At 69.4% G+C, this 19740-nt stretch carries 17 protein-coding genes; 9 read left to right on the top strand and 8 right to left on the bottom strand.

The window, feature by feature from the left end; translation table 11 throughout:
- Positions 1-50 precede the first annotated feature (50 nt).
- The 4 genes from tkt to RXV79_RS01945 all read left to right on the top strand — a co-directional run bounded on the left by tkt (position 51) and on the right by RXV79_RS01945 (position 7020).
- A complete protein-coding gene (gene tkt, locus RXV79_RS01930) occupies positions 51-2078 on the top strand; it encodes a transketolase (RefSeq protein WP_316701695.1) in 2028 nt (675 codons plus the stop codon).
- Between the two features lie 55 nt (positions 2079-2133).
- Entirely contained in the window at positions 2134-3132 is a 999-nt protein-coding gene (gene gap, locus RXV79_RS01935; protein WP_316701696.1) for a type I glyceraldehyde-3-phosphate dehydrogenase, read from the top strand.
- 213 nt (positions 3133-3345) lie between these two features.
- Complete coding sequence (locus tag RXV79_RS01940) at positions 3346-5340, top strand: S8 family serine peptidase (protein WP_316701697.1); 1995 nt, start codon at positions 3346-3348, stop codon at positions 5338-5340.
- A 42-nt stretch (positions 5341-5382) separates the two neighbouring features.
- Positions 5383-7020, top strand: a complete 1638-nt coding sequence (locus tag RXV79_RS01945) for a S8 family peptidase (RefSeq protein ID WP_316701698.1) — start codon at positions 5383-5385, stop codon at positions 7018-7020.
- Here the strand turns inward: RXV79_RS01945 and RXV79_RS01950 are convergent.
- The 3 genes from RXV79_RS01950 to RXV79_RS01960 are packed head-to-tail and all read right to left on the bottom strand — an operon-like array spanning position 6998 to position 9100.
- Entirely contained in the window at positions 6998-7669 is a 672-nt protein-coding gene (locus tag RXV79_RS01950) for a hypothetical protein (RefSeq protein ID WP_316701699.1), read from the bottom strand. The two genes, RXV79_RS01945 and RXV79_RS01950, sit on opposite strands and share 23 nt — an antisense overlap.
- On the bottom strand, positions 7669-8577 hold the full coding sequence (locus tag RXV79_RS01955; protein WP_316701701.1) for a biotin--[acetyl-CoA-carboxylase] ligase: 909 nt from the start codon (positions 8575-8577) through the stop codon (positions 7669-7671). Before RXV79_RS01955 ends, RXV79_RS01950 begins: the two co-directional genes overlap by 1 nt.
- Before the next feature lie 13 nt (positions 8578-8590).
- Positions 8591-9100 (bottom strand): SET domain-containing protein, encoded by a 510-nt coding sequence (locus RXV79_RS01960; protein ID WP_316701702.1) that lies wholly within the window; start codon positions 9098-9100, stop codon positions 8591-8593.
- A 138-nt stretch (positions 9101-9238) separates the two neighbouring features.
- Here RXV79_RS01960 and RXV79_RS01965 point away from each other — a divergent pair, with 138 nt between their 5' ends.
- The 5 genes from RXV79_RS01965 (at position 9239) to RXV79_RS01985 (ending at position 15114) form a co-directional block, all read left to right on the top strand.
- The gene (locus RXV79_RS01965; RefSeq protein WP_316701704.1) at positions 9239-11893 is read left to right on the top strand and encodes a DNA topoisomerase III; all 2655 of its coding nucleotides are present in this window, start codon (positions 9239-9241) and stop codon (positions 11891-11893) included.
- A 55-nt stretch (positions 11894-11948) separates the two neighbouring features.
- Positions 11949-12533, top strand: a complete 585-nt coding sequence (locus tag RXV79_RS01970) for an outer membrane beta-barrel protein (protein ID WP_316701705.1) — start codon at positions 11949-11951, stop codon at positions 12531-12533.
- A 93-nt stretch (positions 12534-12626) separates the two neighbouring features.
- Positions 12627-13214, top strand: a complete 588-nt coding sequence (locus RXV79_RS01975; protein WP_316701706.1) for a hypothetical protein — start codon at positions 12627-12629, stop codon at positions 13212-13214.
- 51 nt (positions 13215-13265) lie between these two features.
- The gene (locus RXV79_RS01980; protein WP_316701707.1) at positions 13266-14231 is read left to right on the top strand and encodes an AEC family transporter; all 966 of its coding nucleotides are present in this window, start codon (positions 13266-13268) and stop codon (positions 14229-14231) included.
- 4 nt (positions 14232-14235) lie between these two features.
- A complete protein-coding gene (locus tag RXV79_RS01985; RefSeq protein ID WP_316701708.1) occupies positions 14236-15114 on the top strand; it encodes an alpha/beta fold hydrolase in 879 nt (292 codons plus the stop codon).
- Here RXV79_RS01985 and RXV79_RS01990 read toward each other — a convergent pair.
- From RXV79_RS01990 to RXV79_RS02010, 5 genes are read right to left on the bottom strand one after another with little or no spacing between them, the layout of a single operon-like run.
- Complete coding sequence (locus tag RXV79_RS01990) at positions 15111-16142, bottom strand: AAA family ATPase (protein ID WP_316701709.1); 1032 nt, start codon at positions 16140-16142, stop codon at positions 15111-15113. The genes RXV79_RS01985 and RXV79_RS01990 overlap by 4 nt on opposite strands.
- Positions 16139-16693 (bottom strand): nicotinamide riboside transporter PnuC, encoded by a 555-nt coding sequence (gene pnuC / locus RXV79_RS01995; RefSeq protein ID WP_316701710.1) that lies wholly within the window; start codon positions 16691-16693, stop codon positions 16139-16141. Before pnuC ends, RXV79_RS01990 begins: the two co-directional genes overlap by 4 nt.
- Positions 16690-18057: an AMP-binding protein gene (locus RXV79_RS02000; RefSeq protein ID WP_316701711.1), complete on the bottom strand. Its 1368-nt coding sequence runs from the start codon at positions 18055-18057 to the stop codon at positions 16690-16692. Before RXV79_RS02000 ends, pnuC begins: the two co-directional genes overlap by 4 nt.
- A 7-nt stretch (positions 18058-18064) precedes the next feature.
- A complete protein-coding gene (locus RXV79_RS02005; RefSeq protein ID WP_316701712.1) occupies positions 18065-18622 on the bottom strand; it encodes a hypothetical protein in 558 nt (185 codons plus the stop codon).
- Between the two features lie 23 nt (positions 18623-18645).
- A complete protein-coding gene (locus RXV79_RS02010) occupies positions 18646-19629 on the bottom strand; it encodes an oxidoreductase (protein WP_316701714.1) in 984 nt (327 codons plus the stop codon).
- Between the last annotated feature and the right edge of the window lie 111 nt (positions 19630-19740).

A 19740-nucleotide genomic window follows, 5' to 3' on the forward strand; every position in this document is an offset into this window, starting at 1 on the left:
TCGAGCCCCGTAAAATGCCGGGTTTCCCCCACACCACCCCAAGCGAGCCCATGACCGCGATCGCCTCCAACACTTCCTTGATGGCGAACGCCATCCGTGCCCTCTCGATGGACGCGGTCCAGCAAGCGAACTCCGGCCACCCCGGCGCGCCGATGGGCATGGCCGAGATCGCCGTCGCGCTGTGGGGCCGGCACCTCAAGCACAACCCGGCCAACCCGCACTGGGCCGACCGCGACCGCTTCGTGCTGAGCAACGGCCACGGCTCGATGCTCATCTACTCGCTGCTGCACCTCTCGGGCTACGACCTGCCGATGAGCGAGCTGCGCAACTTCCGCCAGCTGCACAGCAAGACGCCCGGACACCCTGAGGTCGGCATCACGCCCGGCGTCGAGACCACCACCGGCCCGCTCGGCCAGGGCTTCACCAACGCGGTGGGCCTGGCACTCGCCGAGAAGCTCTTGGCGAAGGAATTCAACCGCGACGGCCACGCGATCGTCGACCACCACACCTACGTGTTCCTCGGTGACGGTTGCCTGATGGAAGGCATCAGCCACGAAGCCGCCGGCCTCGCCGGCGCGTGGAAGCTCAACAAGCTGATCGCCCTCTACGACGACAACGGCATCTCGATCGACGGGAAGGTCGCCCCCTGGTTCGTGGACAACACGCCCAAGCGTTTCGAGGCCTATGGCTGGAACGTGATCGCCAAGGTCGACGGCCATGACGTCGACGCCGTCGACAAGGCCATCGCGCAAGCCAAGAAGAGCGACAAGCCGACCCTCATCTGCTGCCAGACCACCATCGGTAAAGGTTCGCCCAACCGCGCCGGCACCGCCAAGGCGCATGGCGAAGCGCTCGGCCCCGACGAGATCAAGCTGACCCGCGAAGCCCTCGGCTGGGGGCACGAGCCCTTCGTCGTGCCCGAAGAGGCCTACGAGCAGTGGGACGCCCGCCAGGCCGGCCTGCAGGCCGAGACGAAGTGGGTCGATGCCTTCGAGGCTTATGCCAAGGCCCACCCCGAGCTGGCCGTCGACCTCGTGCGCCGCCTCGACGGCGAGCTGCCCAAGAACTGGAAGCAGACGGTCGCCGACACCCTGGCCGCCACGCACGCCAAGGCCGAGACGGTCGCCAGCCGCAAGGCCAGCCAGCTCGCGCTCGAAGCCTTCACCAAGGCCCTGCCCGAGCTGCTCGGTGGCAGCGCCGACCTGACCGGCTCCAACCTCACCAACACCAGCAGCACGCCGGCGCTGCGCTTCGACGACAAGGGCGAATCGAACGGCGGCCGCCACATCAACTACGGCGTGCGCGAGTTCGGCATGGCCGCGATCATGAACGGCGTGGCGCTGCACGGCGGCTACCTGCCCTACGGCGGCACCTTCCTCACCTTCAGCGACTACAGCCGCAACGCCATCCGCATGGCCGCGCTGATGAAGCAGCGCGTGGTGCACGTCTTCACGCACGACAGCATCGGCCTCGGTGAAGACGGCCCGACGCACCAGTCGATCGAACACGCCGCCGCGCTGCGCCTGATCCCTGGGCTCGACGTCTGGCGCCCCGCCGACACCACCGAGACCGTGGTGGCCTGGGCCAGCGCCATCGAGAGCAAGAGCCGCCCGAGCGCGCTGCTGCTCTCGCGCCAGAATCTCACCTACTCGCCCAAGGCCAGCCTCGACGGCATCGCCAAGGGCGCGTATGTGCTGGCTGAGCCGAGCGAAGTGGGCCTGAAGAAGAAGGCGCAGGCGGTCATCATCGCCACCGGCTCCGAAGTGCAGCTTGCGCTGCACGCGCAGCTGCAGCTCGCGGTGCAAGGCATCGCGGTGCGCGTGGTGTCCATGCCGTCGAACTCTGTCTTCGACCGCCAGAGCGTCGACTACAAGGCCTCGGTGCTGCCTGACGGCCTGCCCCGCATCGCCGTCGAGATGGGCGTGACCGATGGCTGGTGGAAGTACGGCTGCGCTGCCGTCGTGGGCATCGACAGCTACGGCGAATCGGCCCCGGCCGGCGTGCTCTTCAAGCACTTCGGCTTCACCTCTGAAAACGTCGCCGACACCGTGCGTGCGGTGTTGCAGAAAAAGCGTTGAACTGACACGTTGAGCGAACAACAGGTTTTCGGTTTTCTACTTAGGAGCGAATGACATGACCATCAAGATCGGCATCAACGGCTTCGGCCGCATCGGGCGCATGGTGTTGCGCGCAGCTGTCGCCAACTTCAAGGACGTCCAGATCGTCGGCATCAACGACCTGCTGGAGCCCGACTACCTCGCCTACATGCTGCAGTACGACAGCGTGCACGGCCGCTTCGACGGCAGCATCGCCGTCGATGGCAACACCCTCATCGTCAACGGCCAGAAGATCCGCCTGACGCAAGAGCGCGACCCCGCCAACCTGAAGTGGAACGAGGTCGGTGCCGACATCGTCGTCGAGTCGACCGGTCTCTTCCTCACGAAGGAAACCGCGCAGAAGCACATCGACGCCGGTGCCAAGAAGGTCGTGATGTCGGCCCCGTCGAAGGACGACACGCCGATGTTCGTCTACGGCGTGAACGACAAGAGCTACAAGGGTGAGGCCATCATCTCCAACGCCTCGTGCACCACCAACTGCCTGGCACCGCTCGCCAAGGTGCTGAACGACAAGTGGGGCATCAAAAGAGGCTTGATGACCACCGTGCACGCTGCCACCGCCACACAGAAGACCGTGGACGGCCCGTCGAACAAGGACTGGCGCGGCGGCCGCGGCATCCTCGAGAACATCATCCCGTCGAGCACTGGCGCCGCCAAGGCCGTGGGCGTGGTGATCCCCGAGCTGAACAAGAAGCTGACCGGCATGTCGTTCCGCGTGCCGACCTCCGACGTCTCGGTGGTCGACCTGACCGTGGAGCTGGTGAAGGAAGCGACCTACAAGGAAATCTGCGCCGAGATGAAGGCGCAGTCGGAAGGCGCGATGAAGGGCGTGCTGGGCTACACCGAAGACAAGGTCGTCGCGACCGACTTCCGTGGCGACCCGCGCACCTCGATCTTCGACGCCGAGGCCGGCATTGCGCTCGACGGCACCTTCGTCAAGCTCGTGTCCTGGTACGACAACGAGTGGGGCTACTCCAACAAGGTGCTGGAGATGGTGCGTGTGATCGCGAAGTAAGTTGGCATCTCGCACTGCAACAAAAGGCCTCGCAAGAGGCCTTTTTTCTTGTCGGCCTGGACTTTGTTTGCAACTGGGCGTTTCCGTTGGGTGATTTGCCACGAGTCGTGACACGTGGCGCGGCGGGCCTTGCCTACACTTTGCGGTCACGCCGCCCATTGCCGTACCCACGGAATGGCGTGTTAGCGACCTTGATCCTTCGGAGTTCTGTTCATGCGCACATCCTGGCCCGCCGTGGTTGCCCTCGCCTTGCTGGCACCCCTGGGTCTTCATTCACCGGCACTGCAGGCGCAAAGCGTAGTGACGGTCGAGAACGCACGGGTCATCGTGAAATTCAAGGCGGGCTCACCGCTCCTGGGTGACAGGGCGCGGGCGGCGTCGGCGGGTGCCGAGCGTGCGCTGGTGCTGGGTCAGCGGGTGGGGGTGGCGCTGAGTGCCGGCGCGGCGGTGAGCGAGCGGGCGCAGGTGTTGAGTGCCACTGGCGTCAGCTCGGCCGAACTTGCGCGGCGTCTGGCCGCACAGCCCGACGTGGAATACGCCGAGCCCGATGTGCGCCACCGTCGCATGGCAGTGCCCAATGACCCTCGCTATTCCTCGGTGGCGTTGGGCTCCGGGGGGCCTGTGGCGGGCCAGTGGTACCTGAAACCACCAAATTCGACGCTGGTCTCGGCCATCAATGCCGAAACCGCCTGGGACACCACCACCGGCAGCAATTCCGTCGTGGTGGCGGTGCTCGACACCGGGGTGCGCTTCGACCACCCTGATCTGCTGGCTGCGGGCGTGGGCAACCTGCTGCAGGGCTACGACATGATCTCGGGCGACAGCGCCGTCGCGCTGGCGACCGCCAACGATGGCAACGGTCGTGACAGCGATCCTTCCGACCCGGGTGACTGGGTCAGCGCCAGCGACCTTCAGACCAGCAACTTCCCTCCGACGCAGTGCATCGAGGAAAACAGCAGCTGGCACGGCACCCAGACTGCGAGCCTGATCGGCGCGCTCACCAACGAGGGCATCGGCATGGCCAGCGTCGGGCGCACGGTGCGGGTGCTGCCGGTGCGGGTGCTCGGCAAGTGCGGGGGCTTCACCTCCGACATCGTGGCCGGTATGCGCTGGGCGGCCGGCATCCCGGTGACCGGTTTGCCCACCAATGCCAACCCGGCCAAGGTCATCAACATGAGTCTCGGCGGCAGCGGTGCCTGCTCCCCGACCTACCAGCAGGCGATTGACGAAGTCGTCGCACTCGGCGTCGTGGTCGTGGTGTCGGCCGGCAATGGCGATGGCCATGCCGTGTCGTCGCCAGCCAACTGCAACGGGGTCATCGCCGTCACCGCCGTGCGCCACGTCGGCACGAAGGTGGGGTTTGCCGACCTGGGCCCGGAGGTCGCCATCGCCGCACCTGGGGGCAATTGCGTCAACCCCATTGGTCAGCCGTGTCTGTACCCGATCATGACGGCGACCAACGCCGGCACCACCACGCCCTCGACGTCGACCTACACCGACGGGGTCGACGCCGCGGTCGGCACCAGCTTTTCCGCGCCGCTGGTGGCCGGCTCTGCAGCCCTGATGCTCTCGGTGCGCCCTGGCATGAGCGTCAACGAGATCCGCGCCGCCCTGCAGGGCAGCGCGCGTGTCTTCCCCGCCAGTGGTGGCGGCGCCTCTACCGCCGCATGCCGCGCGCCCGACAGCATCGACCAGGACGAGTGCTATTGCACCACCAGCACCTGCGGCGCCGGCATGCTCGACACCAACGCCGCCGTGCTCGGCGCGCAGCGCGGCCTGCAGGCCCGCATCACCCAGAGCGCGACCACGCCTCGCGCGGCCCAGGCGCTGACGCTGAGCGTGGCCAACAGCTATGTGCTGAGCCCGCGCACCCTCACCACCTACCAGTGGACGCTCGTCGATGGCGGCGGCATCGTGACCACCTTGGGTCCCGACACCGGGCCGACGGTCACGGTGACCCCGTCGGCCCAAGGGCGTTTCAGCGTCAGTGTCACGGTGACCGACAGCTCGGGTGCGCAATCGACCACGGCTCAGGCGGTGAACGTGGGTGCGCCTGCGCTCATCTCGGGAGGCGGTGGGGGTGGCGGAGGCGGAGGCGGCGGTGCCCTCGGCCTCGTCTGGCTGGCCGGCCTCGCGATGGCGGTGATCGCCCTGCAACTCCAGCGGAACCGCATTTGCCCCACGAAGGTGTCGCGCCGGCGGCAGTGAGTTCACGCTCCCCGCGGCGCTCCGTCTTGAGGAGGCAGCGTCATGGGGGTCTGGAGCAGGATCGGTCGGCAATTCGGGGTGGTGGTGGCGGTAGGGTTGACGTGCTGCGTCGCCGCCCGCGCTGCGCCGGTCGACGGTCTCATCGTCAAGCTGCGCGATGCGCCGGCCCACGAGCGGGCAGCACGCCTCGGCGCGGCCGAACAATCGCAGCACACCGAACGCCTGCAGCGCGTGCTGCAGACCGAGCGCATGACCGAAGCGCGCGTGCGCCCGGCGGGGCGTGACGCCCAGCACTTGAATTTCGGCCGGCGGCTCTCCGAAGGCGAAGCCGAGGCGCTCGCCGCGCGGCTGCGGGCCCGCCCCGATGTCGAATGGGTGGAGCCCAACACCCGCGAACGCCTGTTGCAGGCGCTGCCCACGCCCAACGATCCCTACTTCCGCTACGTCTCGCCGACCGACCTCGGCCAGTGGTGGCTGCGCCCCGATGGCGAAACCACCGGCGGCCAGCTGCCGAGTTACGGTGCCCCGGGGGTGCAGAACGCGTGGGCGTGGCAGACCGGCCGGCCGAGCGCGGTGGTGGCGGTGCTCGACACCGGCATCACCGCCCACGCCGACCTGGCCGGCCGCGTGCTGCCGGGCTACGACTTCGTCTCGGAACTCGAATACGCCAACGACGGCAACGGCCGCGACCCCGACCCGTCGGACCCCGGCGACTGGGTCTCCCAGGCCGACATCACCGGCAACCCCGCGGTCTTCGGCACCTGCCCCGAGCAGCCCAGCTCGTGGCACGGCACCATCATTGGCGGCATCGCCGCCGCCGCCACGAACAACAGCCAGGGCGTGGCGGGGGTGAATTGGAACGGGCGTGTGTTGCCAGTGCGTGTGGCGGGGAAGTGCGGCGCCACCGTGCTCGACATCACCGACGGCATGCGCTGGGCGGCCGGCCTCGCGGTGCCCGGGGCGCCCCTCAACCCGAACCCGGCGCGCATCGTCAACATCAGTTTCGGCGGCAGCGCCGCGTGCGGCGGGCTGTACCAGAGCACGGTCAACGAGCTGGCGAGCGTCGGCGTGGTGGTGGTCGCGGCGGCGGGCAACGAAGCGGCCGCCATCACGCGGCCGGCGAGCTGCAGCGGTGTGGTCGGCGTCGCGGCACTGGCGCGCGACGGCCTCAAGGCCTCGTATTCGAACTTCGGCCCCCAGGTCACGGTCGCCACCGTGGGCGGCGACCCCGATGCCGACGATGGCCTGCTCACCCTCATCAACACCGGCACGCAGGCGCCGGGAGCCGACAGCTACGGCAATGTGTTCGGCACGAGCTTCGCGACGCCGGTGGTGTCGGGGGTCGTGAGCCTCATGCTCAGCGTGAACGAACGGCTCACGGTGGCGCAGGTGATCGCCGGCCTGCGCGCCACGGCACGGCCGCATGTGCAGTCGGCGGGCGGGGTGCCGGCGTGTTCGTCGTCGAACCCGAACACCTGCGTGTGCACCACCAGCACCTGCGGCGCGGGCGTGCTCGATGCCGTGGGCGCGGTGCGTTATGCGGCGTCGCCGCCGCCGCCAGCGGGCGGGTCCGACGACGGCGGTGGCGGTGCGCTGGGCGCGCTCTGGTTGCTGGGCCTTGCGCTGGCGGTGGCCGCGCTGCAGTCGCTGCCGCAGGTCAGGGGCGGGCGCAGGGCGTGAAGCCCTTGCCGAGCAGCGCCTCGGCGCGCAGCCCGGCCAGGCGCGCCTGCAGCGTCGCGTCGGCGCGCTCCACGCGCAGGCTGTGCGTCACGGCGGGCGCGGAGAGCGGCATCACGCGGGCAGTGCGCACGCCGCGCTGCGTGACCTCGGCCAGCGCCTTGTCGGCCGCGGCGCGGTTGTCGTAGCGGCCGAGGGCGAGGCCATCGGCCAGCTCGGGCGGCACGTTGCGCAGTTCCTCGAAGCCGATCTTCAGGCGCTTGAGCTCGTCGGCCTTCTTCTGCAGCGCCTCGCGGTTGGGGTACTTGCCCATGTAGACGATCCACACGCCGGGCGATTCGGTCTTGAGGCTGGCCCAGCTGCCAGCCGGCAGCACGGTCTGCAGCACGCCTTCGGCGGGCCCGATCTGGGCGGGCGTGTAGGGGCCGGCTTCGAGGCAGACGGGCGGTGTCTCGCTGGCCGTGGTCGCGATGGCCACGGCCGACGCGGCCGGCAGCACGCGGATGGTCTCGGGCCTCACCTGGCGCGTGAGCCGGTCAGGCTCGCGGTCGCCCTGCGCGCGCACGCCGATCACGTTGTCGAGCAGGCCCTGCGTCCAGGCATAGAACGCGAGATTGGCCAGCAGCAGCACCACGACCAGCAGGCGCAGCATCAGCGGCTGTCTCCCGTGCCGCCGTCGTCGCGGGCGAGCCGCACGCTCACCTCGCCGCTGCTCACCTCGTGCAGCTCGTTCTCGTCGCGCACGAGCAGCGCGCCCGTGGGCGAGATGCCGGCGGCCACCCCGTTGGGCACGTTGGCCTGGGTGGTGGTGACGGTGCGGCCGCGCAGCAGGTCGCGGGCGGCGTAGCGCGCGGCGAAGGGGGCGAAGCCTTGCCGTTCGAAGCCTTTCAGCGCCCGCACCAGCGGCTCGGCCACCTGGGCCAGCGCACTCGGGGCGGTGACGTCGGGGTCGAGTTCCTGCAGGCAGGCATAGCCGCTGCTGAGGTCTTCGAGGGGCTGCGGCGTGATGTTGAGGCCGATGCCGATCACGGCCAGGCGGACCGGGCCCGCCGTCACCGTCTCGATGAGGATGCCGCCCAGCTTGCGGCCAGGGGGAGCGCCGGGGGTGGGCGCCGGGTCCATCAGCCAGAGGTCGTTCGGCCACTTGAGCCCCACACGCGCGCCCGCAGGGTCCAGCGCATCGGCGATCGCCACGCCGACGGCAAGCGACAGGCCCGACCAGTCGGCCGGGTTCATCGGCAACGACAGCGAAAACGTGAGCGAGGCGCCGATGCTCGCCTGCCAGGTGCGGCCCAGGCGGCCGCGGCCGCCCGTCTGGTGCTCGGCCACGAGCAGGCAGGGCTGCACGTCGGCAGCGCGGCGGCCGAAGGCGCCGCTCTCGATGCTGCGGCGCACCTGCACCAGCTCATCGGTGGGCGGCTCGGCACGCACCCGGGCGCGCTCGAGCAGCGCGCTGTTGGTGGAGACGCTGCGCGCCACCACCTCGACGCTCAAGCCGGGCAACAGCGGCTCCAGCCGCTGCCACAGCGACTCGGCTCCCCATTGCAATGCTTGGCTCATCGGTGGTGTGCTTTCAGCGTTTCGGCGAGAGCATGGTGCCGCGGCAGTTCTTCGCGCCGCAACGGCATTCGTACTCCTTCTTCAGCTTGGGCGTGTACGGCTCGTCGATGGTGAGGCCATAGTCGTAGAACAGTTCCTCGCCCGGCTTCAGGTTGCGCAAGGCCTTGATGAAGACACGGCCATTTTGCTCGTCTGCCTCGCAATTGGGGTTGCACGCGTGGTTGATCCAGCGGGCCGAGTTGCCGCCCACGTTGGCGTCGATCGCATCGCCACTGTCGAGCGAGAAATAGAAGGTGTGGTTGGGGTCGCTCGGGTCGTGCGGATGGCGGCGCAGGGCTTCGTCCCAGGAGATGGTCTCGCCCTTGTATTCGATGATGGTCTCGCCCTTGGCGATGGGCGCGATGGCGTAGACGCCCTTGCCGTGCACGCCGCTGCGGCGGACCTGGATGCGCTTGCCGCCAGCGGCTGCGGCGGACGTGGTGCGGGGCTTGGCGTGGGGCTTGGCGCCCTGGGCTTGCGTCATCGTGCTGATTGGGTACATTGAATTCATGGGTGCGCGTGCGTGTGTGCACGTACCTGCGTGCGCACGTGCATGCGCGCGAGAGACCCGGATTGTAGAGAGAGCGCCGGAGACACCGGCACAAGGAACACAGAAAGAGCCATGAGCAAGTCACTGATCATTGCGGAGAAGCCGTCGGTCGCGCAGGACATCGTGCGCGCGCTGACGCCGGTCGCCGGCAAGTTCGACAAGCACGACGAGTACTTCGAGGGCGAGCATCACATCGTGACGTCGGCCGTGGGCCACCTGCTGGAGATCAAGGCACCGGAGGAATACGACGTCAAGCGCGGCAAGTGGAGCTTCGCCAACCTGCCGGTGATCCCGCCGCACTTCGAGCTGAACCCGATCGACAAGAGCAAGGGCCGGCTGAACGCGATCGTCAAGCTCGTCAAGCGCAAGGACGTGAGCGAACTCATCAACGCCTGCGACGCGGGCCGTGAGGGCGAACTCATCTTCCGCCTGATCCAGCAGCACGCGAAGAGCAAGCACCCGGTCAAGCGCCTGTGGCTGCAGAGCATGACGCCCCAGGCCATCCGCGAGGGCTTCGAGCACCTGCGCTCCGACAAGGAACTGCAGGGCCTGGCCGAGGCCGCGCGCAGCCGTTCGGAAGCCGACTGGCTGGTGGGCATCAACGGCACCCGCGCCATGACCGCCTTCAACTCGCGCGACGGCGGCTTCTTCCTCACGACGGTCGGCCGTGTGCAGACGCCCACGCTCAGCATCGTGGTCGAGCGAGAAGAGAAGATCAGGAAGCACGTGGCGCGCGACTACTGGGAAATCAAGGCGAGCTTCGCCGCCCAGGCCGGCGAGTACGAAGGCAAGTGGTTCGACCCCAAGTGGAAGAAGAACGCCGACGACGCCGAGCTGCGCGCCGACCGTGTGTGGGACGCCAAGACCGCGCAGGCCATCGCCGATGCGGTGCGCGGCCAGCCGGCCACCGTCACCGAAGAGAGCAAGCCCAGCACCCAGAGTTCGCCCGGCCTGTACGACCTGACCACGTTGCAGCGCGAAGCCAACTCGCGCTTCGGCTTCAGTGCCAAGACCACGCTCAGCATCGCGCAGGCGCTGTATGAGAAGCACAAGGCGCTCACCTACCCGCGGACCGACAGCAAGCACCTGCCGGAAGACTATGTGGCCGTGGTGAAGAACACCATGGAGATGATCGCCAGCGAAGACATGCCGGGCCCGCTCAAGGCCCTGTCCACCCACGCGAAGACGGCGATCAAGAACGGGTACGTCAAGCCCAACAAGCGCATCTTCGACAACGCCAAGGTGTCGGACCACTTCGCCATCATCCCCACGCTCATCGCCCCCAAGAGCCTGACCGAGGTCGAGGCCAAGCTGTACGACATGGTGGTGAAGCGCTTCCTGGCGGTGTTCTTCCCGCCGGCCGAGTTCATGGTCACCACCCGCATCAGCACGGCGGCGGGCCACAGCTTCCAGACCAACGGCAAGGTGATGGTGAAGCCGGGCTGGCTTGCCATCTACGGCCGCGAGGTGCAGGAAGACGACGCCAACCTCGTGGCGGTGGCGCCGGGCGAGGTCGTGCGCACCGAGGCGGTCGACGTCAACGCGCTCAAGACCAAGCCGCCCGCGCGCTACACCGAAGCCACGCTGCTGTCGGCGATGGAAGGCGCCGGCAAACTGATCGACGACGACGAGCTGCGCGAAGCCATGCAGGAGAAGGGCCTGGGCACGCCAGCCACGCGCGCGGCCATCATCGAAGGCCTGATCCTCGAGAAGTACATCCACCGCGACGGGCGGGAGCTGGTCCCCACCGCCAAGGCCTTCCAGCTCGCCACGCTGCTGCGCGGCCTGGGCGTGGAAGACCTCACCAAGCCCGAACTCACCGGCAACTGGGAGTTCCAGCTGTCCGAGATGGAAAAGGGCAAGCTGAGCCGCGACACCTTCATGGCCGAGATCGCCGCGATGACGCAGCGCATCGTCGCCAAGGCCAAGGAATACGACCGCGACACCATTCCCGGCGACTACGCCACGCTCAAGACGCCGTGCCCCAACTGCGGCGGTGTGGTGAAGGAGAACTACCGCCGCTTCACCTGCACCGGCAAGTCGGGTGACGGCGAAGGGTGCGGCTTCTCCATCGGCAAGATCCCGGGCGGCCGCAGCTTCGAGTTGCACGAGGTCGAGGAATTCCTCGACAAGAAGCGCATCGGCCCGCTCGAAGGCTTCCGCTCCAAGGCCGGCTGGCCCTTCACCGCCGAACTCAGGCTGGTGTTCGACGACGAGATCAAGAACTGGAAGCTCGAGTTCGACTTCGGCGAAGACGCGAAGAAGGAAGGCGAGTCCGGCGAGCCGGTCGACTTCTCCGGCCAGGAGTCGCTGGGGGCCTGCCCCAAGTGCCAGGGCAAGGTGTTCGAGCACGGCACGAGCTATGTGTGCGAACACGCCGTGGGCGCGCACGTCACCTGCGACTTCAAGAGCGGCAAGATCATCCTGCAGCAGCCGGTGGCGCGCGAGCAGATGACCAAGCTGCTCGCCACCGGCAAGACCGACCTCCTGGAGAACTTCGTCTCCAACAAGACGCGGCGCAAGTTCAAGGCCTTCCTCGCCTTCGACAAGAAGGAAGGCAAGGTGAGCTTCGAGTTCCAGCCGCGTGCCGGCAAGGCGCCTCCCGCGAAGACGGCGGCCAGCAAGGCGTCCGCCAAGGAGGCCGCACCGGCCGAGGCGGCGCCCGCGAAGAAGGTGGCGGCGAAGAAGGCCCCGGCCAAGAAAGCCGCAGCGAAGAAGGCAGCTTGAGGGCTGCTGCAAAATGGCCGCGACCCGTGGTCCAACGCAAACCTGGAGGTGGTGCATGAAGACAAAACTCGCGCTTGCCGCGCTGGCGCTGGGCGCCGCACACGGTGCCTGGGCGCAGCCGGTGGTGCGCCCGCTGGTCGGCATGGGCTTCACGTTCGGTGGCGACACGGTGGCCCGTGTGGTCTACAGCGACGGGGACTCCGACAAGGTGCGCGCCGGCGGCCTGGTGGCGTTCACCACCGGCCTCGAGATGGCCTTCAGCCCGCTCGTGTCGGCGCAGGCCCTGATCGGCTACCACGTCGATGGCATCGCCGCCTCGAACGGCGACGTGAAGTTCGACCGCTACCCCGCCGAGCTGCTGGGCCACTTCCGCCTCACCGACACCTTCCGCGTGGGCGGCGGTGCGCGCTACACGGCGAAGGCCCGCACGCGCTCGTCGGGCGCGGCCAGCGGCACGGTGCCGAGCGAAGACTTCAAGCCCGCCTGGGGCACCGTGGTCGAAGGCGAGTTCACCATCGGCCGCAACCTGGGGATCAAGCTGCGCTACGTGTCGGAGAAGTTCGATTCCGACACCATCCCCGGCGCGCCCAAGCTCAAGGGCAATCACGGCGGCATCTACTTCGTCGGCTATTTCTTCTGAGGTTTTCTGACGGTTCCGGGCCGAGCGGCCTGGCGCAGTGAGGGCTGCGTCACGTCTTCGTTTTCACAACAACAGCGCAACAGGGAGGTTTGAATGAACAAGAACATCGCCATCGCCGCGGTGGCATGGGCCGCGGCCAGCAGCGTTCCGGCACAGGTGCTGGTCAAGCCAATGGTGGGCCTCGGCATCACCGCCGGCGGCGACACCATCGCCACCGTCTACTACCAGAACAGCAATGTCGACGAGAGCCGCGTGCACGCCGGAGCGCTCTTCGCCCTGCACGGCGGCATCGAGCTGCAATTCACGAGCCGGGTGTCGACGCAGTTCCTCGTCGGCTACCACGTCGACCAGGTGCGGGCGTCCAATGCCACCGTGCGCTGGAGCCGCACGCCCGTCGAGGCGCTCGGGCACTACTACCTCACCGACTGGTTCCGCCTTGGCGGTGGTGCGCGCTACTCGGCCAACGCCCGCCTGCATGCATCTGGCGTGGCGAGCAACACCATCCCCAACACCAGCTTCAAGGCGAGCGTGGGCGGTGTGGTCGAAGGCGAGTTCTTCCCCTACCGATCGGTGGGCATCAAGGTGCGCTACGTGAACGAGCGCTTCAAGGTCAACAGCAGCTTCAGCAACGAGACGCTCGACGGGTCGCACGGTGGCGTGTACGTGGGCTACTACTTCTGACGCATCTCCTGTAAACGCAACGCAGGCCGGGCCCGCCCGGCCGCTTTCCAGATGTACTCGGTCATCCTGCTCAAGCTCCTCGCCATCTTGCTGATGGTGGCCATCGGCTACGGGGCAGGGCGCATGCGCTGGCTGGGTGACCACGACCCGGCGCGGGTGCTGGGCTACGCGGCCTTCTACATCTTCGTGCCGGCGCTGCTCTTCCGCACCACCTCGCACATCGACTTCACCACGCTGCCCTGGGGCACGCTGGCCGCCTTCTTCGTGCCCATCGTGGTGCTGATGGTGGTGCTCTACGCGTGGCAGCGCCGCACGCCCTGCCTGCCCACCGCGGGCCCGAGCGTGCGGGCCATCACCGCGAGCTTCGGCAACACGGTGCAACTGGGCATCCCGATGGCGGCGGCGATGTTCGGCGAGCAGGGCCTGCCCATCCACGTGGCCATCGTGAGCCTGCATGCGCTCACGCTGCTCACCGTGCTCACGGCGCTTGTCGAGCTCGACCTCGCCCGCGAACGCGCCCGCAGCGGCGATGCCGAGGCGCACATCGGCCGCATGCTCTTCGACACCGCCCGCAAGACCATCATCCACCCGGTGGTGCTGCCCATCCTCGCGGGCCTGGTGTGGAACGCGCTGGGTGCGCCCACGCCCGCGCTCATCGACGAGGTGCTGGTGCAGTTCGGCAACGCGGTCGTGCCCTTGTGCCTGGTGCTGATCGGCCTCTCGCTTGCGCAGTACGGCCTGCAGGGCGCGCTGGCCGGTGCCGTGCGCCTGTCGCTGTGGAAGCTGGTGCTGCTGCCCGCGGTGGTGCTGGTGGTGGGGCACTGGGGCTTCGGCCTGTCGGGCCTGCCGCTGTCGGTGGTGGTGATGGCCGCCGCGCTGCCCACCGGCAACAACGCGCTCATCTTCTCGCAGCGCTACCACTGCCTCGAAGGCGAGACCACGGCCACCATCACCGTGTCGACCTTCGGCTTCGCCCTGACCGCGCCGGTGTGGCTGTGGATCGTGACGCACCTCTGATGCCATGACGGTTCTCGAAACCTCACACCGCCTCGTCGCCGACGACGGCCACCCCATCGACCTGCACGTGTGGGCCGACGATGCAGCCCCGGTGCGCGGCGTGGTGCAGATCGCCCATGGCATGGGCGAGCACGCGCGCCGCTACCGCGCGCTGGCCGAGGCGCTCGCGGCGACCGGCGTGGCGGTCTACGCCAACGAGCACCGCGGCCACGGCGAAGAGGCGCTGCGCCGCCACGAAAAAGGGGAGCTCGGCCCGCGTGGCTTCCCGGGGCTGGTGGCCGACATGCGACGCGTGAGCGCGTTCGCCCGCGAGCGCCACCCCGGCGTGCCGCTCATCCTCCTCGGGCACAGCATGGGCTCGTTCGCCGTCAAGGTGTACCTGCTCGACCATGCGCACGAGGTCGACGCCGCGGCCTTCACCGGCACCGTGGCGCTCGACCTGGCAGAGGCCGGCAACGCCTCGGCCTGGAAGCTGGCCGACAAGGCCGCGGCACCGGCCGTGGTGCGTCGCACGCCCTTCGACTGGCTGAGCCGCGACGAGGCGCAGGTCGACGCCTACATCGCCGACCCGCTGTGCGGCCACCGGCTCAACGTGAAGTCGCGCCAGTCGATGTATGCGGCCTACGCACGCACCACGCCGGCGGGGGCCTTCCGCGTGGTGCCGCCGTCGATGCCGCTCTTCTTCTTCGTCGGCGGTGACGACGCGATGCACCGCCAGCTCGCCTACTTCGAGCCGCTGGTGGAGCGCTTCCGCTCGGCGGGCGCGACCGACATCACGGTCAAGGTGTACCCCGGTGCGCGCCACGAGGTGCTGCACGAGACCCACCGCGACGAGGTGATCGCCGACGTGGTGGCGTGGGTGCAGCGGGTGCTGGGCGGCTAGTCGAGGCCGAGCGCCTGCTCGACCAGGCGCACGCGCGCTGCCACCGGCCCGCTGGCGCGCAGAGGCGTGATGCCGCGCTGCGCGAGTTGCGTCACGTACCAGTCGGTCTGCCGCTGCCGAAAGCCCGCGTCGCGCCGCGTGCCGTCCTGCACGAAGGGGAAGTCGGGCTCGCACAGCACCACGAGGTCGTAACGCCGCTCGGCGAGCGCCATCAGCGCCGGGTCGGCCCGGCCGAACTGGTCGAGCGCATAGAAGAGCGTGGTGAGCGGCGAGGTGTCGCAGGCGAGAAAGGGACCGGCCCGCGCCGCGGCCGCGTCTTCGCGCCGCACCTGCTCTTCAGCGATGTGCAGCAGGTCGGGCTCCAGCAGGACGCCGCCCTGGCGCTCCCACAGCTCGCGGCCGTATTCCGCGACGAAGGGCGTGCCGTGGCGTTCGGCGAGCGCTTGCGCCAGCGTGCTCTTGCCGCTGGACTCGCCGCCGAGCAGGCACACGCGTGGCACCCAGTCGGCCCACACCGGCGCGGGCAGGTGGTGGCGGTGGGCCACGGGCTGCTGGCGGATGCGCGTGGCGCTCACCGGCACCGTGCTGCGAGCGCGGTCGACCAGCACCGGCGTCACCTCGTGGCCGAAGACGCGCGACAGCAGCGCCGCACACGGCACGAGGTAGTCCTCGCTCGCGAACATCGCATCGGGCCTTTGCGGCAGCACCTCGGCCAGCAGCCACGCGAGAAAGCGCTGCTGCGTGAGGTCGTCGCTCGCATCGGGCGGCAGTGCCTGCGGCGCAAGGCCACGCTCGGCACAGCGCTGCGCGAGCGACGCGTCGTCGAACACCCAGGCCTCGTGCTGCGGCCGGCAAGCCTGCAGCCAGCGCTCGCGCGCCGCGGCCTCGCAGCGCGCGGGCTCGGGCTGGCACCAGCTCAGCAGCAGCACCCGCTCGCACTGCGCCGCCGCGGTGTCGATCAGGTGCAGGTGCCCGTGGTGCAGCGGTGCGAACTTGCCCACCACGAGGCCAAGCGCGAAGCGGCTCATCGTGCCCGCTCCCTTCGCCAGTGCCACCAGCCATGCCAGGCGTTGAACCAGTACACCGCGTACAGCGTGGCCGTGAGCCAGAGCCCTCGCGAGGCGAAGAGCGGCACCGAGAGCGTGTTCACCAGCAGCCATGCCGGCCAGGTCTCGATGCGCCGCTGCATCAGCAGCAGCTGCGCCACCACGCTGAAGGCGAGCACGGCCGAGTCGGTGAACGGTGCGTAGGCGTCGGTCCAGTGCTTGAGCAGGCTGCCATAGAGCGCGGTCACCGCCAGCGCCGCGACGGCGAGTGCCGCGAGCGTTCGCGGCGAGGTGCGACGCACGGGCGTGGGCGCACCACCCTGCCCGTGCCGCCACAGGTGCCAGCCCCACAGGCTGGTGGCGATGAAGAACACCTGCAGCGTGGCATCGGCGTAGAGCTGCGTCTTCAGGAAGAGCGCGCCGAAGAGCGCGCAGCCGACGATGCCCGTCCACCACAGGTGCACGTTGTTGCGCGCGGCCAGCCAGATCGACGCGGTGGCAAAAACGTTGGCCGCGATCTCGAGCGGCGTCATCGGGCGGTCTCGGCGCCGGCGAGGGCGCTCGTGTACTGGCGCACCTTGTCGTCGGCCCGCAGCGCGGCGATCTCGATCGGCGTGTCGCCGAAGGTGGCGGCCAGGGCCGCCCGCAGCCGCGCTGCCAGCGCCGGCAGCGGCTCGTGCGCATCCACACGCAAGACGAGGCTGGCGTCGGCACGCTGGTGCAGCGCAAAGCGGACGAGCGCAAATGGCGCCATCGCCCGCGTGACCTCGATGTTGTTGTGCCAGCGGCCATCGGCACCGCGGAAGCGCACCGGCGCCCGCCCCTCCAGCCCCTGCAGCATCAGGCCCTGCGGTGTGCGCACGATCGACGCGTGGTCGCCGGTGCGGTAGCGCAGCAGCGGCAGCCAGGGGTTGAAGCCGCCGGTGACCACGATCTCGCCACGCTCACCGGGCGGCAGGCTGCGGCCGGCGTCGTCGACCACCTCGATCAACAGGCGCGGCTGCAGCGGCACGAAGCCGCCGAGCGTCGGCACTTCGACCGCCACCGGCCCCACCTCGTTCAGCGAATAGAGGTTAAGCACGGGGCAGGCGAACGCGGCTTCCAGCTCGGCGCGCAGCCCGGCCGAGAGCGCCATCGAGGTCGACAGCAAGGCACGCGGCCGGTGCCGCAGGCCCAGGCGCAGCAGCTCGGCCAGCGACACCGGGTCGCCCGAGATCAGCTCGGGCGCCATCGCATCGAGGTACGCCGCGCGGTCGCCGGGATGCCGCCACTCGCCCGGGTGCAGGTTGATCTTGGCGAGCCCGCATTCGCGCTGCAGCGGGTTGACCGACACGTAGGTGAAGCAACGCTGCTGGAAGCCCGCCAGCACGATCCCCACGTCGCCCACGCCCGCCTTCGGCACGATGCCGAACAGCGCCAGCGCGCGCCGGTGGTGGGCGTAGTAGTCGCAGGCCACGCGCGGATGCGAGGGCACACGCAGCGGGTGGCCGGTGGTGCCGCTGGTGGAAAAGCAGATCAGCTCGTCGAGCGGCAGGCTGCGCGGAACGTGCGCAGCCAGCTGCGTGGCGAGCGCGTGGCGGTCCATCGTCGGCAGCTGTGCAAACGGCAGCGCGGCCTTGCCGGCATGTGCGTCGACGCCGTGCGCACACCGCGCGACGAACGGGCCGACCCACGCGGGCAGCGGCTCGCCGGCCAGCCAGTCGGGCGCTGCGCGGCGCTGCCACCACGCGTGGCGCGCACGCGCCTGCCAGCGCTCGGCCAAGCCGAGGCGGTGCCCGCTGAAATCGCGGAAGCGTGGCGCCTGCGGGTGCTCGCGCAGGTGGCGCAGCAGGGCGCGTCCGTGGGCCGACAGGCCGGGCAGGCGCGTGGGGGAGAAGAGCTCGCGCAGGTCGGTCACGGGGGCTTCAGTCGCGCGTGTACTTGTCGGCCGCTTCCTGCGCCGCGGCGCTGTCGAGCCGCTGTTGCAGCAGGTCTTCGCGCGGGACGGAGGGGGGTGCCGGTGGCGGTGGTGGTGGCTCGGGGACCGGCGTGCGCAACTGCTTCCACAGCCCGGCCGCCAGCATCGGCAGCGTGATGAAGAGCAGCGCGTCGTGCAGCCGGTGCAGGCCGGCGAGGCCGCCGAGCCAGAGCGCGATCAGCACGATCCAGCCATGCAGGGCCACGAGTGCCGACAACGCGAACACCATGAAGAGCGCGCGGCTCGCCGCGAGCGCCACCACGGCCAGCAGCGCCAGCACCACCGGCGCGCCCAGCCAGACGAAGAGCGGCAGCGGCCACTGCGCGAGGCCGTGCCGCGCGCCGCGCAGCATCAGCACCATCGTCACACCGCCCGCGGCACAGGTGAGCAGCTGGCGCCAGGGCCGCGAGAGGTCGGTGCGCAGCGCACCGCCGGCCGCCACCAGCGCGGCGAGCGGCAGCAGCACCCAGGCGAGCGTCCAGTGGAGGTGCTGGGCGATGTCCAAGGCGGCCGATCGAACGCCGGGGGTCAGAACCCGGCCTGCGCCAGCATCGCCTCGCTCACCGCCCACAGCCGGGCGGCGGCGTCACGGTCGCGCACGTGGGCCACGTAGCCATAGCGGCGCTCGCCTTCGGGCGAGGGCACGGCCTCGTTGCAGTCTTCGAGGTAGAGCCCGCCGTGGCCTTGCAGCTCGGGGGCGGTCGCGGCCCACACCGTGGTGGCCGCACCTTGCTCGGGCGTCTTGAAGCCGGGCGGGAGCTCACCCGGCGCCGCACCGGGCTTCACCCAGCCCATCGCTTCCATCTCTTCGCGCGTGATGTGGCGCGAGAGGCCCGTCCTGATCCCGCCCGGGTGCACCGCGTTGGCGGTGAGGCCGTCTTTCGCGTGCAGCGTGTCGAGGTGCAGCGCCATCAGCGCGTTGGCGGTCTTGGCCTGGCCGTAGGCCTTCCACTTGTTGTACTCGCGCGTCTGAAAGTGGATGTCGTCGAACACGATCGGGCTCAGCCGGTGGCCCGACGAGCTGAGCGCCACCACGCGGGGCGCCTCGCTCTGCAGGAGCACCGGCAGCAGCGCACGCGTCAGCGCGAAGTGGCCGAGGTGGTTGGTGGCGAATTGCGCTTCCCAGCCGAGGGTGTTGCGGCTGAGCGGGCAGGCCATGATGCCGGCGTTGTTGACGAGCACGTGCAGTGGCTCGCCGCGGGCGCGCCAGTCGTCGGCGAACTGCTTCACGCTCGCGAGGTCGGCCAGGTCGAGCCGGGCCACGCGGATGTTGGGGTTGCCGGTGTCGCCGCTCAGCGCCGTGGCGGCGGCGTCGCCCTGGGCCATGTCGCGCACGGCGAGCGTGAGCGTCGCACCGGCCTTGGCCAGGGCCCGCGAGGTCTCCAGGCCGAGGCCGGAGGCGCCGCCTGTCACGAGCATGTGGCGGCCGGCCAGCGACAGGCCTTCCACCACCTCCAGGGCGGTGCTCTTGCGGTTGAAACGCGAGGTGACGCGTGAGGTGTCGTTGCTCATGAAGCCTCTCCTGGTGTGATGTATTTGGGGGTGAACCGACTCTACCCCCGGCCCGTGTCGCCATTGTTCCGATAGCCGCACCGCGGCTTTCAGTTCGGGCCCCGGCCCGCC

This window comes from Piscinibacter gummiphilus, assembly GCF_032681285.1.
Lineage (GTDB): Bacteria > Pseudomonadota > Gammaproteobacteria > Burkholderiales > Burkholderiaceae_C > Rhizobacter > Rhizobacter gummiphilus_A.

Excerpts from the sequence above, each read along its gene's own strand:
- pnuC (WP_316701710.1), bottom strand. The coding sequence starts at position 16,693 with ATGACGCCGCTCGAGATCGCGGCCAACGTTTTTGCCACCGCGTCGATC.
- RXV79_RS01960 (WP_316701702.1), bottom strand. The coding sequence starts at position 9,100 with ATGACGCAAGCCCAGGGCGCCAAGCCCCACGCCAAGCCCCGCACCACG.
- RXV79_RS01970 (WP_316701705.1), top strand. The coding sequence starts at position 11,949 with ATGAAGACAAAACTCGCGCTTGCCGCGCTGGCGCTGGGCGCCGCACAC.
- RXV79_RS01990 (WP_316701709.1), bottom strand. The coding sequence starts at position 16,142 with ATGAGCCGCTTCGCGCTTGGCCTCGTGGTGGGCAAGTTCGCACCGCTG.
- RXV79_RS01940 (WP_316701697.1), top strand. The coding sequence starts at position 3,346 with ATGCGCACATCCTGGCCCGCCGTGGTTGCCCTCGCCTTGCTGGCACCC.
- RXV79_RS01985 (WP_316701708.1), top strand. The coding sequence starts at position 14,236 with ATGACGGTTCTCGAAACCTCACACCGCCTCGTCGCCGACGACGGCCAC.
- RXV79_RS01980 (WP_316701707.1), top strand. The coding sequence starts at position 13,266 with ATGTACTCGGTCATCCTGCTCAAGCTCCTCGCCATCTTGCTGATGGTG.
- RXV79_RS01945 (WP_316701698.1), top strand. The coding sequence starts at position 5,383 with ATGGGGGTCTGGAGCAGGATCGGTCGGCAATTCGGGGTGGTGGTGGCG.
- RXV79_RS02010 (WP_316701714.1), bottom strand. The coding sequence starts at position 19,629 with ATGAGCAACGACACCTCACGCGTCACCTCGCGTTTCAACCGCAAGAGC.
- tkt (WP_316701695.1), top strand. The coding sequence starts at position 51 with ATGACCGCGATCGCCTCCAACACTTCCTTGATGGCGAACGCCATCCGT.
- RXV79_RS01975 (WP_316701706.1), top strand. The coding sequence starts at position 12,627 with ATGAACAAGAACATCGCCATCGCCGCGGTGGCATGGGCCGCGGCCAGC.
- RXV79_RS01950 (WP_316701699.1), bottom strand. The coding sequence starts at position 7,669 with ATGCTGCGCCTGCTGGTCGTGGTGCTGCTGCTGGCCAATCTCGCGTTC.
- gap (WP_316701696.1), top strand. The coding sequence starts at position 2,134 with ATGACCATCAAGATCGGCATCAACGGCTTCGGCCGCATCGGGCGCATG.
- RXV79_RS01965 (WP_316701704.1), top strand. The coding sequence starts at position 9,239 with ATGAGCAAGTCACTGATCATTGCGGAGAAGCCGTCGGTCGCGCAGGAC.
- RXV79_RS01955 (WP_316701701.1), bottom strand. The coding sequence starts at position 8,577 with ATGAGCCAAGCATTGCAATGGGGAGCCGAGTCGCTGTGGCAGCGGCTG.